Here is an 11,876-nt window from a genome sequence, read left to right on the forward strand (position 1 = left end):
GCATCTGCAGGAGCCGTCAACCCTTCCAGACTGGATGGTCCCACGGTCCCCCTCGTTTAAGGTGAACGTTAACCTTATTTCTTGCGTCCTGCAAGAGGGCATATCTGAACGGCAGGCAGAAAGCTTCGGACGGCACCCCCTCCCCGCATCTCCCCACAGAAGCAGGGCGGGACAAAGATGCAGAAGCCGCCGCCCCCTTCCGCCAATGGTCGTGTTGAGAAGACCGATTGCCTATCCGCCCCTAGCCAATCGGACTCTGCAGGGCTGGGTCGCGCGAGCGGCACACGGGGACGGGAGTCGCGTGACAGGAAAGGGCCCGCCCGGACATGCCGGACGGGCCCTCAGAACGCCCTGCGACGAGCGGCGCTTGCGACGCAGCTTGCAACGGCAGGCCGCTAGTTCCAGCCCTTGCCGTCGGAGCCAAACTCCTTGATGAGCTCCTCGGTGCGGGCCTTGATGGCCTCGCGACCGGGCTTGAGGAGCTTGCGCGGATCGTAGCCCTTGCCCTGCTGGTCGAGGCCCCCCTCGATGTACTTGCGCGTAGCGGCCGCGAAGACCAGCTGCAGGTCGGTGTTGACGTTAATCTTGGAGATGCCAAGGGAGATGGCCTTCTTCACCTGGTCAACGGGGATGCCGGTACCACCGTGGAGAACGAGGGGCAGGTCACCCGTCTTGGCCTTGATCTCCTGCAGGCGGTCGAAGGACAGGCCCTCCCAGTTGGCAGGATAGATGCCGTGGATGTTGCCGATGCCGCAGGCCAGGAAGTCAACGCCGAGGTCTGCGATGGCCTTGCACTGATCGGGGTCGGCCAGCTCGCCCCTGGCGGTCACACCATCCTCGGTGCCACCGATACCGCCGACCTCAGCCTCGACGGAGATGCCCTTGGAGTGGGCGAGCTTCACGATCTCGGCGGTATGCTCAAGGTTGGTCTCGAAGTTGGCCTCGTGGGAGCCGTCGTACATGACGGACGTGAAGCCGACCTCAACGCACTCAAGAGCGGCCTCATAGGAGCCGTGGTCGAGGTGGAGGGCAACGGGGACGGTAATGTTCTTGGCCTCGATGAGGTCCCTCACCATGTCGGCAACGACCTTGAAGGAGGTCTGCCACTTGGCGGCACCACTGGTGCACTGGATGATGAGCGGTGACTGGAGCTCCTCGCCGGCATCGAGGATGGAAGAGGCCCACTCAAGGTTGTTGGTGTTGAAGGCACCAATGCCATAGTGGCCCTTCTCGGCGCTCTGAAGCATTGCAGTTGCATTGACAAGCATAGCGTGACCTCCATCTGTTGGAAGTTGAACGATGTGGTACTCCGTCAATAATACCCGATATGAGAGCCTTCACACCCTAGAGTGGCTGCAAGGATGCGAAATCTCGCATGTCCCATCCGAGTCTCGCATGTCCCATCTGAGAAGTGAGACGGAAGGACTGTCACCTTGTCCTTGTCCCATGGCGAGGCTTGTCTCTTCTTCGTGAGGATGGACGCCAGACGTTGGCCGCAAGCCTATACTCGGGTATCCCAAAGAGAGGGGCCGCGCGAGGGTACGCGACCGAAGGGGGGATGTGTCTTGGCGCAGGAATCCAAGGCGGATGTCAGCAGTCCGAATGACGAGAGGGACAGCCAGGACGAGCACGCGAGCGGCGTCTTCGGCGACCTCTCGTTTGCACAGATACTCGCCAGCGCACTTGCCGCGGGGGTGTCGTTCTCGCTCTCGTCGCAGATTGGCGTGGCGGGCTCGCTCATCGGCGCCATCGTAGGCGCCGCTGCTGCAACGGTGTCGTCGTCGGTCCTCAACAGCCTCTTCTCGAAGTCGGCCGAAGCGATCAAGGGCGCCGTAGGGCCAGACGACAACAGCGCGTCAGGCGCCGAGAAGACCGCAGGCACCTCCCCCGCCATGGGGCAGACCGTGCTCATGCCCCATCCGGTTGACGCCGAGAAGACCGTCGCCGCCGGGACGCCAGCAGGCACCAACCCCAGCGCCGACGGCCGAGAGGTCAAGTTCGCACCGTCCGGCACGCGCATCGTGCCCGAAAGCTTCCGTCGCGCCGCACGCGAGCGCCAGCGCCGTAACATCAAGCGCCGCCTTGTGGTGGCATCCGTAATCGTGGGCATCGTTGCCGTGCTTGTCTCGGCAGTGCTCGTGTACGCGCTTACCGAGGGCAAGGGCATTGGGGCCACACCCGGACGCACGCAGGAGACCACAACCGAAGAGACCCAGGCCACCCAGACCCAGCCCGGAAAGTCCCAGGAGAACGCGCAAGCCGAGAAGCCCGAAGAGCCCCAGTCCACCAGCACGACTGAGTCGACCCCCACGGCGACGGACAGTGGGTCGGATTCCTCGACGAGCGACTCGGGCACGTCGTCGAACTCCGAGAACAACAACAGCACGAGCAGCAACTCCGGGTCGAGCAGCAACTCGGGGTCTAGCAGCAGCAATTCCGGAACCAGCAGCGACTCCAGCTCCAACAGCGGACCTGGCTCCACGACGAGCGACTCGGCGAACTCCAACTCGGGCAAGTCGAACTCGAGTTCCGACTCGTCGGGCACAAGCAAAGACGGTTCGTCCAGCAGCTCGAGCAACAGCAGCTCGAGCAACACCTCGAGCTCCAACGGCAAATGAGACAAGGGGACTGTCCCCTTGTCTCATCCCAAAAGCGAGAGGACCGCGCGCTTTGCGGCTAGAAACTCCTGTGTAAGCGCAAAGTCTCCCTCGCCTGCGGCGCCATGGTCCACCTGGACCTCACCGGCAATGTGGCTCGGCACGCCCTCGGAGGGGCTTCCCGTCAGCACGTAGACGCGGCCCGCCATCGAGACCGCCTCGTCTACGTCGTGCGTGATCACAAGCGCGGAGAGGCCCAGGTCGCGGGCCATCTCGCAGAACCAGTGACGCACCTCGACGCGCGTGATGGCATCAAGCGCCGAGAAGGGCTCGTCCAGCAGCGTGACGTCAGCGCCCATGAGGTAGGTGCGCATGAACGCCGCACGCTGCCGCATGCCGCCGGAAAGCTCGGCCGGCCACTTCTCCTCCGTGCCCGCAAGCCCAAAGCGCTCGAAGAGCGGCTCGGCCTCTGCGCGGGCCCGCGCACGCGGGACACCCGCAAGGAGCAACGGAAGGCACACGTTGTCGATGATGCGCCTGCTGGGAAGGAGCAGGTCCTTCTGCAGCATGTAGCTTACGTGCCCGGGTGCGCCCGTCACGTCCTGGCCGTGGAGCAGCACCTGGCCCGAGAGGGGCTGCGTCAAGCCCGAGAGCGCATGGAGGATGGTCGTCTTGCCGCAGCCAGAGCGGCCGACAAGACAGACGACCTCGCCTGCGTCAACGACGAGCGAGATGTGATCGACCACGGTCGTCTCGCCATCCCACGAGAGCGTAAGCGCACGGGCCTCGAGCGCCGGCACAACGTCTGCGCCCGAGGTGACGGCACCGTCGGCACCGAAAGCCCGTTCCTTCTCGGCAGCTGTCTTGCCTGCGCTCACTTACGCCTCCAGATACGAGAGGTCGAAGCCCCTGTTCACATCGAGCTTGTTCTCGACCAGGTTCTGGTCGTTCAGCCACTGATAGAACTTGGCCCAGCGCGCAGAGTCGATTACGCCCCAGCTGGATGCATCAGCGATGTACTGCGTGGCAAGGTAGTTCTGGCTTGCGTGCACGAGGTCGGCGTCAAGCTCGGGCACAGCCGTGCAGAGGACCTCCGCCGCGTCATCCGGGTCCTCCACCGCATACTCGTAGCCCCTCTTGGCCGCACGGAGAAAAGCCTTGACCAGGTCGGGGTTGGCCTTGGCGAAGTCGTCGTTTGCGGCGATGACCGGCGTGTAGTAGTCAAACACGTCGTCAATCGAGATAAACGAGAAGTAATTGACATCGTAGTTCTGGACCTTGGCGTTCTGGACCGCCCAGCCCTCGTAGACCCACACGGTATCGAACATGTTGGCCTTGAGGCCCGAGACCTCGTCATCCACGTTGTAGGGCACGAGCGAGACCCTGGAGAAGTCGCCGCCATCGGCCTCGACCACGTCCTTGATCGTTGCCTGCTCCACGGGCTGGTCCCACGTTGCATAGGTGTGGTTCTCCATGAGCTTGGGGCGCGTGATGCCATCGGCTGCGCGGCTCATGATGCCCGAGGTGTTGTGCTGGATGATGGCAGCCACGGCCGTATAGGGCATGGGCTGGTCAGACGAGAGGCTATTGGCCATAACGTCCTGGTAGGAGACGCCCATCTGCGCCCCGCCGGCGCCGATGAGGGCATCCGCGCCGTCCTCGGGCGGCTGGACGATCTCGACGTCGAGGCCCTCCTCGGCAAAGAAGCCCTTCGACTGCGCCACGTAGATGCCGGTGTGGTTGGTGTTGGGCGTGTAGTCAAGCACGAAGGAGATCTTGGCGACCTCGCTCGAGCCGCTCGTGCTGGACGAGTCGCTCGTAGACGTCGCGTCAGAGGAGCCGGGCTGGTTGGAGCCAGGCTGCCCGCAGCCGGCAAGCGCCAGGGCGGCAGAGGCCGCAACGCCGCCACGGATGAACGAGCGGCGAGAGATGACGCCAGAAAGCGAGAAGTGAGAAGCCATTATCGTTTGTTCCCTTCTGCCCTCTTCCAGGGCATGCATGCGCGCTGCAGCAGGTCAACGAGCCTCATGAGGCCAAGCGACAGCGCAGAGATGACAATGATGACCGCGAACATGCGGTCGTACGAGAAGGACTTGCGCACGCGCGTCATGTAGACGCCCATGCCGGAGTTGCCGCCAAGCCACTCCGCAATAACCGCGCCCACGATTGCATAGGTGGCGCTGATGCGCAGGCCGCTGAAGAACTGGTCGGCGGCCACAGGGAGCTTTGCGTAGAGAAACACCTGCCAGCGCGAGGCGTTCATGGTGCGCATGAGGTCAATCACGTCGGGATCAACCGAGCGGAAGCCCGAGATGAGCGACACCGTGATGGGAAAGAACGTCGTAATCACGATGAGGATCACCTTGGGTGCCAGGCCATAGCCAAACCACAGCACCAGAAGAGGTGCAATGGCGATGGTGGGTATGGTCTGCGAGATGGTCACGAGCGGCTGCAGTGCCAGGTAGAACCCCTCAAAGCGGTCCATGAGCACCGCAATAGCAAAGCCCAGGGCAACACCAATGAGAAGTCCGAGCGCCGTCTCCTCGAGCGTGGTGGCAGCGTGGCCCACGATGAGCGATATGTCATTCGCGAATGCCTCGACCACCTGCACCGGCGTGGGTAGCAGGAAGTTGGGGATGATGCCCGTGTCAACGACCAGCTCCCACACAACGAGAAGCCCCACCACCGTAAGAAGCGGGGTAAGGATGCGGCGAGCGCGAGAAGCGCGTGGGGCCCGAGCCTGCCTGGACACCGGCTACGCAACCTCCTCGGCCTTGTGCGAGAACTCCGTATCTGTGGGGTGGTACTTCCCCACCTTGTGCTCGGTGGTCATAACGTCGCCATCGGGGCGGTAGTCGATCTTCACGTACGTGGACATCTTCCTGCAACCTGCCTTGGCACCCACGAGCTGGCAGTTTCTGACGATCTCCATGCAGGTGTCGTAGTCGGCCTCAATGGCGGTCTCGAAGGGACCTACGAAGTAGTCCACGCCGGTGGAGTCGATATAGGCGATAACCTCGTCGACCACGCGACAGACCTCATCGTCGGTCTGGGCGTCCATGGGCAAGAACTGAATCGCGACGGAACAGTTCATGCACCCTCCTTTCCGGGCACCAAAAAAGGCACCCACGTTTCCGTAGGTGCCCGAACATTCGGTGCTCTGGTCCCTACGCCGGCATTACCCGGATCAGGTACGGTCAGGGCCGCGATGGGCCCATTCTCAGCCGGCGTGCGCCAGCCCCCGTCTATCAAGGATTACTTTAACACGCGGTGACGCGCGGAGCAGGCGAGGTTCGACTGCGGGTGTGGGAGCGCCGCAAGGCCCCAGGCAAGGCCTCCCTTTGCTAGCCATATACTGTCCAAATATTTGGCTATAATTATGGGCAAATAGGAAGGAGACCAACATGCATACGACGACGATCGGCCTCGCCGAGGCAAAGAACAACTTCTCCCGCGTGACGGCGGAGGTGAACCGCTCCGGAAGGCCCGTCACCGTGCTCAAGAACAACAAGCCCTGGGTGACCATCTCCCCAGCCGCCGGCGTCGCCAATCCGGACATGGTGGACGTCGCAGTGGACTTCATGGACGAGTACGCCGACGTCTTCGAGGAGCTCGCCAAGTGAGCGAGTTCTTCTGGCCATCGCGCGAGCAGGTCATCGCCGTGCACGACGCGTCCCTGGCACGCTTTGGCGGGGCATCCGGCATCAGGGACCCCGGCATGCTGGACTCCGCCCTCGCCAGGCCCTTCGCCTCGTTCGACGGGGTTGACGCGTTCCCGGACGATATTTCGCGCGCATGTGCGATGGCCCACGCCATCATCTCCGACCACCCGTTCGTCGACGGCAATAAGCGGACCGGAGCGGCGGTGCTCGGCATGGTGCTCCGTTCGAACGGCATGAGGTTCAAACCGCGCCACGCAGAATTCTGCGAAGTGATGCTCGGCGTCGCTACCGGCAAGGTCTCTCTAGATAAGCTTGCGAGACGGGTCCGTAGCCAAGTGGCATAAGTAGATGAGCGCGATGCGCTCGTAGCCCCTCCATCTCCCTGCAGGAGGCGAAGCATTCTCGGCCCCTCGACGTGCAGCCGAACTCGTTCCTCGATGCTCCCAAGGCAATCACTCCCCCAGTCCCAGTCCGACGGACGGCGCCACTCTGCGACGCCCGTCCGCCGCGTCCGCTTTGGCAGGAGTGTCGCCCATGCGGCGCGCGTTTCTGACCACTTCGACGGGCGAGGAGTCCCCAGACAGTCCCCAAGGGTCCGAGTCATGGAAAGGCCACACTCCGCTACCGCGGCAGTATGTGCGGCGGGGTGTGACGAAGGCATGCTCGTGACGCAGCGATTGGCTTGGGATGTGTGGCGATATTGCCACGCGCCCCATACAGAAATGCCTTGATGTAATCGGTCGTGGAGCCTGCGAACCCCGACGCACTGTGGCGAGCTAGTACGGCTTAATCTTCCCGAAGGCGAAGGTCGACCCTAGCTTCATCCTGTTCTCGAACCCGTTGATATCCTCTATCGGGTCCTTGACCGCCGTCTTGCGGAACTGCTCCCTCGGAAACCTGACAGAGTAGATGTACTCGTCTGCCATGTCGCCGTTCCTGTCTCGGCGCTGCGTATAGCCTGAGGCGGTCACCTCCAAGATGTTCGCGTTCAGGTCGAAGATGTTGGCGGCCATAAAGAACGCCATGCCCAGAACGCAGGTCGCGTACTCCTGCTTGAGCTGCTTCTGGGTCTTGTTCACCACCTTCACCTGGCCGGACTTGAGCTGCTTCTGGGTCTTGTTCACCACCTTCACCTGGCCGGACTTGAGCTGCTTCGTCGTGGTCTGGGGCAGGCCCTCGATCTCCGGCAGGTCGAGGTCCAGGTACAGGTGGCCGCCCTCGCAGTCGATCTGCGCGCTCACGTCGGCGGGAATCGTGAGGTCGGAGAGCCAGTCCTCCACGAGGCCTGCCATCACCTCGTCGTCATCCGAGAGCGAGGCCTCCAGAGAGGCCTTCTCCAGCTCGTACTCGCCGCTCAGGCGCTCGTTCTCGGAGCGCTCGAGCTCGTCCTGTTCCGCCTCGAAGCCGGACCGCTTCTCCTCCCAGCGCGCCTGTTCGTCAGCGAGGCGCTTGGCAAGGGAGGCCTCCACGAACTCGCGCTCCTTCTTCTTCCTGCCGAATATGCCCTTCACGCTCTCCCATGCCTCGGCCTCGAGCGTCGACCTCACGCTATCCTCGGTGGGCTTCGGGAGCTCGAAGTTCTTCCTCTTGTAGGTCTCAGGCTTGAGCTTTGCCAGCCTCTGGTTGAACGCCCTGGCGGTGACGACCTTCGGGGCGAGCTTGTAGATGTCGATGAACTCCCGGCTCGCCTCTTCGGACTTCTCCTGCAGCTCCCTCCACACCTGGCGCTGCTTCGCCTCGAGGTCGAGAAGCTCGCTCTTGATCTCCGGCAGCTTTCTCAGCTCCCGAATCACCGCCTTGTCCGTAATCTGCTCGCCGGTTTCCTCGAGGGTGTACGTAACCTCGCCGTTGTCGTTCAGGCCGACCTTCAGCGGAATAGTGCCGTCCGGTCTTGCGTGCGGCCTCAACATGTCGATCGTCTGCTGCCGCGCCGGGGAGATATTCCTTGTCGCGCTCGTCCTTGAGGGGCTTGACCTGTGCGACATCGCGCTCTTGTGGGAGCGCGTTGAGCCGCCGATCTTCGTGCGGACGGAAAGCCCCGTGCCGGGGATGCCGAAGGTCGAGCAGGTCCCTCGCCTGCTGAGGTTGAGCGATGCACCCCTGTGCCCGACGCTGAGGTTGGAGCCAGACTTGCTGAAGTTGATCCTAGCACCCTTTCCCAGGGACACCGACTTGTGGAACCTGACGCCCATGTGCGCTCCCCCTCGCTCGCGACGAACCGCATCGATAAATACTTTATGACTTTCTAGCCTAGCAACGTGAGGCGGCATCACGGCCGAAAGAGTCCACAGGCGAGCGGGATTGGGCCACGCGCGTGACATTACGGTCTAACCCCGACGTGACAGAACTTCCTACGTAGATGGACTACCGTTCGCCGATTTATGACAGTTTGTGACATCCCAGATGGACTGTTCCGCGCACTTTCGCGTGGCTTCCAAGGAAATGGGAATGAAAAATGGCCGTCTATCTGCCGAAACGCCGGAGGCCACAAGGTTCTTCCTCCACTCGGATCAGGTTTACGGTCAGGGTCGCGATGGACCCATTCTCAGTCGGCGTGCGCCAGCCCCCGTTGTTTTGTCGGGGATACTTTAGCACACGGCCGAGCATGGGCGCGCCAGAAGGCTCCTTCGCATCCTAAACGCGGTGTTAGCGCCGGCATAAGACACCCCCAATCCCTCACGTTTTACGCTATGCAGCATAGCGGAATCCGTGCAACGCGTTTGCTGAATCAGCGAGAGATTGGGAGAAGCCCTGCGAAGAAGGAAGTTAAAGGCATGGATTTCAATCACCTAATGAGCCGTTCAAGACAATATCCATATCGCTCACAAAATGGACTGCCATCGAAATGCTGGCCGATGAAACCATGAGATGCGGAAGGTTTCAAAGCTGGAGGCAGCCCACGCATATTCAAGTGGCTATTCCGGCGCGGCCCTAAAGACGATAGCCGCTGCCAGAAGGCAGTAAGGACCGGAGGACATGATTGGCAGGAGGAGTTTCATTCTGGTAGCTTTAGCCCTTGTTCCAGCCCTTTGCGCCTCATGCAGAAAGGTCAGTGATGGGGATGACGAGGCTAATGGCAATGACCACCAAATAGCCAGAGAGCACATCTCTCAAGATAATGTGGTTGACGTTTTTCTGTTCTCCCTCGACGGCAAATCTGTTTCTAAGATTGACGAAAACGACCTTCCGGCAACAATTGGGGCCCTAGCCAACCTTGACTCAGAAACCTCGGAAGACCCCGCCGAGGTTCCCGAAGGCGGGGTCTCGGGTGGCCGAGAACGTATGTTCTTTGTCGTGCTTGAATCGTCAACGACGCTGACGGTCGGAACGGATGGGTCTTGCGCTATATATGATTCTATTCCATACGAAAGCAACTACGACGCATGCCAGCAGATTAGTGATTTATATTCCAGGCTTATAGAGACAACCTCATCTTAGGGCTTGGACATGACTGCGCTCTGACTTCCCAATGCCGCAGATGGAGACTGGTGTGACTGGTCTTCGCAAGCTACCGAGCCCGGGAGGTCCAACTCGATGAGCGCGATGCGCTCGTGGCTCAGGGACAGCACGTCACTCCGCGACCGCCCGGAGCGGCTGGGGACCATGGGACCTGCAGGAGGTGTTCGGAATCGGGCGCTCCAAGTCCTTCGAGATCTGCAACACTCTGTACCATATCAACATTGGGCGATTCATCCGATCGTGTCGAAAAAGTTGGTGTAAGCCCCGTACCAGGCGGGATTTGTAGAGAAGCGGGCCGTCGCCCTAGAATCTGAGATCGCGACAAATCGGATTCGTGGAAGGGAACGACGACCCAATGGACATCATATCAGAGGCCGCGATGACGGCCATGCGCATGCCGCGCTTCGAGGACGGCACCATCAACCTGCAGGAGCTGATCCGCCAGCTCACCGAGACCGTGGTCAACGGGGTCATGGACGCCGAGGCCGACGGGATGTGCGCCGCGCAGGGCAACGGCGGGAGCGGCTACCGCGAGAGGAGGCTCGCCACCTGCGTCGGCACGACCACGATGCGGGTCCCCAAGCTCAGGACCGGCAGCTTCCTCCCCGAGGACGTGATCGGGCGCTGCCAGAGGGTCGACAGGGCGCTCGTGGCGGCCGTCTCGGAGACGTGCGCGACCGGCACCAGCACCAGGAAGGTGCAGGGGATAGCCGAGAAGATGGGCGTCACGAGGCTCTCCGAGGACCAGGCGGACGCGATGGCGAAGGGCCTCGACGCCGACGTGGGGGAGCTGCTCTCCCGCGACCTGGCGGGCCTCCGCACGCCCTACGTCTGGCTGGGCGCCACCTACGTGAGGTGCAGGCGCGACGGCCGCGCGGCGTCCACCGCCGTCGTCACCGCGATCGGCTGCGACGAGCGCGGCTGGAGGCGCGTGCTGGGCGTCTCCGTCGTCGACACCGGGTCCTGCGACTCCTGGCTCGCGTTCCTGAGGGGCGTCAGGGCCCGCGGCGCCGACGGCGTGCGCCTTGTCACCCCCGACGCCCACGAGGGCCTCAGGCGCGCGATCGCCGAGGCCTTCCAGGGCGCGGCGTGGCAGCGCTGCGTCGTCCGCCTCATGCGCGGCTGCATGCGCGAGGCGAGGAGCAGGCAGCCCAGGAGGCGCGTCGGCAGGATCGTGGCGCCGGTGTTCCGCGCGAGGGGCGCCGACGCCGTGAGGACGATGTGCCACCTGGCGTGCGAGATGCCCCAGGACTGCTGCCCGGGCGCCGCGCGCTTGCCCGAGGAGGCCGAGCCGGACGCCCTTGCCTACCCGGACATGCCCGCCTCGCATTGGAGGCGCCTGCGCACGAACAACGCCCAGGAGCGCACGAGCAGGGAGACCAAGCGCGGGTCGAGGGTGGTGCGGGTCTTCCCGTCCGTCGCGCCGCTCGAGCGCCTCGTGGGCGCGGTGATGTGCGACCAGGACGAGGAGTGGGGCGACGCCAGGTACTTCGCGGAGGGGATGATGGCAGAGCCCTACGACGAGAAGAGGGAGGAGAAGGGGGCGGAGCCTCCGATGCCGGAGAGGCAGGCCGAGCTGCTCGAGTTCGCCAGGAAGGCGACAGAGGCGAGCCTGGGGCTTGCGGACGGGCTGGAGGCGGCATAGGATAGGCGAAGGTCTCAGCGAAGCGACGGTCCGCTCACTCGGCCGGGCTCAGGGCCCGGCACTCGCTCGTGGAGGTTACACCAACAATCCCGACACTACCTACTTGCACACGGTGTCGCGCGAGACCCCGGCCTCGCGGGCCATCGCGGCGGCGCCCTCGCCCCGCCTGTACCTCCTCCGCATGGAACCGGTCTTGTCCATGCCGGTCGTTCCCGTTCCGGGCCTCCCCGGTCGAAGACCGACCACACGACTGAGTCAGCCCCTCGGGGGGTGGCCAGCATGCCCGTGCGCGAAGTGTCGAAAACCCGTTGACTGAAGGGGGGTGGTACCGGAAATCCGTACCAGACGATGGCGTCTGGAGGATGGCGTGTATTCCCCTGAACAGGGGAAAAGGGCGGTCGAGCCCTACATCAAGTACGGCCTCAAGGCCACGGCAACCATACGGGAGCTCGGATGTCCCAGCCGCGCACGGCTGGTGAGCTGGCACGGGGAGTGGCAGGAGAACGGAGGAAG

Annotated in this window: 11 protein-coding genes and 1 riboswitch; of the genes, 5 read left to right on the forward strand and 6 right to left on the reverse strand. The window is 63.0% G+C overall.

What is annotated here, in order from left to right:
• Positions 1-395: 395 nt before the first annotated feature.
• Positions 396-1,268: a class II fructose-1,6-bisphosphate aldolase gene (gene fba / locus E0E00_RS11380; protein WP_130812606.1), complete on the reverse strand. Its 873-nt coding sequence runs from the start codon at positions 1,266-1,268 to the stop codon at positions 396-398.
• Between the two features lie 297 nt (positions 1,269-1,565).
• Between fba and E0E00_RS11385 the strand changes: the two genes are divergently transcribed.
• Positions 1,566-2,618, forward strand: coding sequence for a hypothetical protein (locus E0E00_RS11385; protein WP_130812607.1), 1,053 nt, complete (start codon positions 1,566-1,568; stop codon positions 2,616-2,618).
• Between the two features lie 23 nt (positions 2,619-2,641).
• On the opposite strand, the gene E0E00_RS11390 is transcribed toward E0E00_RS11385, so the two are convergent.
• The 4 genes from E0E00_RS11390 to E0E00_RS11405 are packed head-to-tail and all read right to left on the reverse strand — an operon-like array spanning position 2,642 to position 5,691.
• Positions 2,642-3,475, reverse strand: coding sequence for an ATP-binding cassette domain-containing protein (locus tag E0E00_RS11390; RefSeq protein ID WP_130812608.1), 834 nt, complete (start codon positions 3,473-3,475; stop codon positions 2,642-2,644).
• Positions 3,476-4,558 (reverse strand): ABC transporter substrate-binding protein, encoded by a 1,083-nt coding sequence (locus tag E0E00_RS11395; protein WP_130812609.1) that lies wholly within the window; start codon positions 4,556-4,558, stop codon positions 3,476-3,478. It abuts the gene before it with no gap.
• Positions 4,558-5,349 (reverse strand): ABC transporter permease, encoded by a 792-nt coding sequence (locus E0E00_RS11400; RefSeq protein ID WP_130812610.1) that lies wholly within the window; start codon positions 5,347-5,349, stop codon positions 4,558-4,560. Before E0E00_RS11400 ends, E0E00_RS11395 begins: the two co-directional genes overlap by 1 nt.
• 3 nt (positions 5,350-5,352) lie before the next feature.
• Positions 5,353-5,691, reverse strand: coding sequence for a thiamine-binding protein (locus E0E00_RS11405; protein WP_130812611.1), 339 nt, complete (start codon positions 5,689-5,691; stop codon positions 5,353-5,355).
• Between the two features lie 53 nt (positions 5,692-5,744).
• Positions 5,745-5,852: riboswitch (TPP riboswitch) on the reverse strand.
• Positions 5,853-6,001: 149 nt separating this feature from the next.
• On the opposite strand from E0E00_RS11405, the gene E0E00_RS11410 reads away from it, so the two are divergent.
• Together E0E00_RS11410 and E0E00_RS11415 are read left to right on the forward strand one after the other, a co-directional pair.
• Complete coding sequence (locus E0E00_RS11410) at positions 6,002-6,220, forward strand: type II toxin-antitoxin system Phd/YefM family antitoxin (protein ID WP_130812612.1); 219 nt, start codon at positions 6,002-6,004, stop codon at positions 6,218-6,220.
• The gene (locus tag E0E00_RS11415; protein ID WP_130812613.1) at positions 6,217-6,603 is read left to right on the forward strand and encodes a type II toxin-antitoxin system death-on-curing family toxin; all 387 of its coding nucleotides are present in this window, start codon (positions 6,217-6,219) and stop codon (positions 6,601-6,603) included. The genes E0E00_RS11410 and E0E00_RS11415 overlap by 4 nt, the downstream gene beginning before the upstream one ends.
• A gap of 432 nt (positions 6,604-7,035) precedes the next feature.
• Here the strand turns inward: E0E00_RS11415 and E0E00_RS11420 are convergent, their stop codons facing one another.
• On the reverse strand, positions 7,036-8,451 hold the full coding sequence (locus tag E0E00_RS11420; protein WP_165443679.1) for a DUF4236 domain-containing protein: 1,416 nt from the start codon (positions 8,449-8,451) through the stop codon (positions 7,036-7,038).
• Between the two features lie 784 nt (positions 8,452-9,235).
• Between E0E00_RS11420 and E0E00_RS11425 the strand changes: the two genes are divergently transcribed.
• A complete protein-coding gene (locus tag E0E00_RS11425) occupies positions 9,236-9,697 on the forward strand; it encodes a hypothetical protein (RefSeq protein WP_130812615.1) in 462 nt (153 codons plus the stop codon).
• Positions 9,698-10,073: 376 nt separating this feature from the next.
• Positions 10,074-11,363 carry an IS256 family transposase gene (locus E0E00_RS11430; RefSeq protein ID WP_130812616.1) on the forward strand — a complete coding sequence of 430 codons (1,290 nt, stop codon included), beginning with the start codon at positions 10,074-10,076 and terminating at the stop codon, positions 11,361-11,363.
• Positions 11,364-11,876: the final 513 nt, after the last annotated feature.

It is taken from the genome of Olsenella sp. Marseille-P4559 (assembly GCF_900605015.1).
Taxonomy (GTDB): Bacteria; Actinomycetota; Coriobacteriia; order Coriobacteriales; family Atopobiaceae; genus Tractidigestivibacter.

What these genes read in the sequence shown, in the direction of transcription:
- fba (WP_130812606.1), bottom strand. Translation starts at nt 1,268, where the DNA reads ATGCTTGTCAATGCAACTGCAATGCTTCAGAGCGCCGAGAAGGGCCAC.
- E0E00_RS11395 (WP_130812609.1), bottom strand. Translation starts at nt 4,558, where the DNA reads ATGGCTTCTCACTTCTCGCTTTCTGGCGTCATCTCTCGCCGCTCGTTC.
- E0E00_RS11405 (WP_130812611.1), bottom strand. Translation starts at nt 5,691, where the DNA reads ATGAACTGTTCCGTCGCGATTCAGTTCTTGCCCATGGACGCCCAGACC.
- E0E00_RS11410 (WP_130812612.1), top strand. Translation starts at nt 6,002, where the DNA reads ATGCATACGACGACGATCGGCCTCGCCGAGGCAAAGAACAACTTCTCC.
- E0E00_RS11420 (WP_165443679.1), bottom strand. Translation starts at nt 8,451, where the DNA reads ATGGGCGTCAGGTTCCACAAGTCGGTGTCCCTGGGAAAGGGTGCTAGG.
- E0E00_RS11425 (WP_130812615.1), top strand. Translation starts at nt 9,236, where the DNA reads ATGATTGGCAGGAGGAGTTTCATTCTGGTAGCTTTAGCCCTTGTTCCA.
- E0E00_RS11430 (WP_130812616.1), top strand. Translation starts at nt 10,074, where the DNA reads ATGGACATCATATCAGAGGCCGCGATGACGGCCATGCGCATGCCGCGC.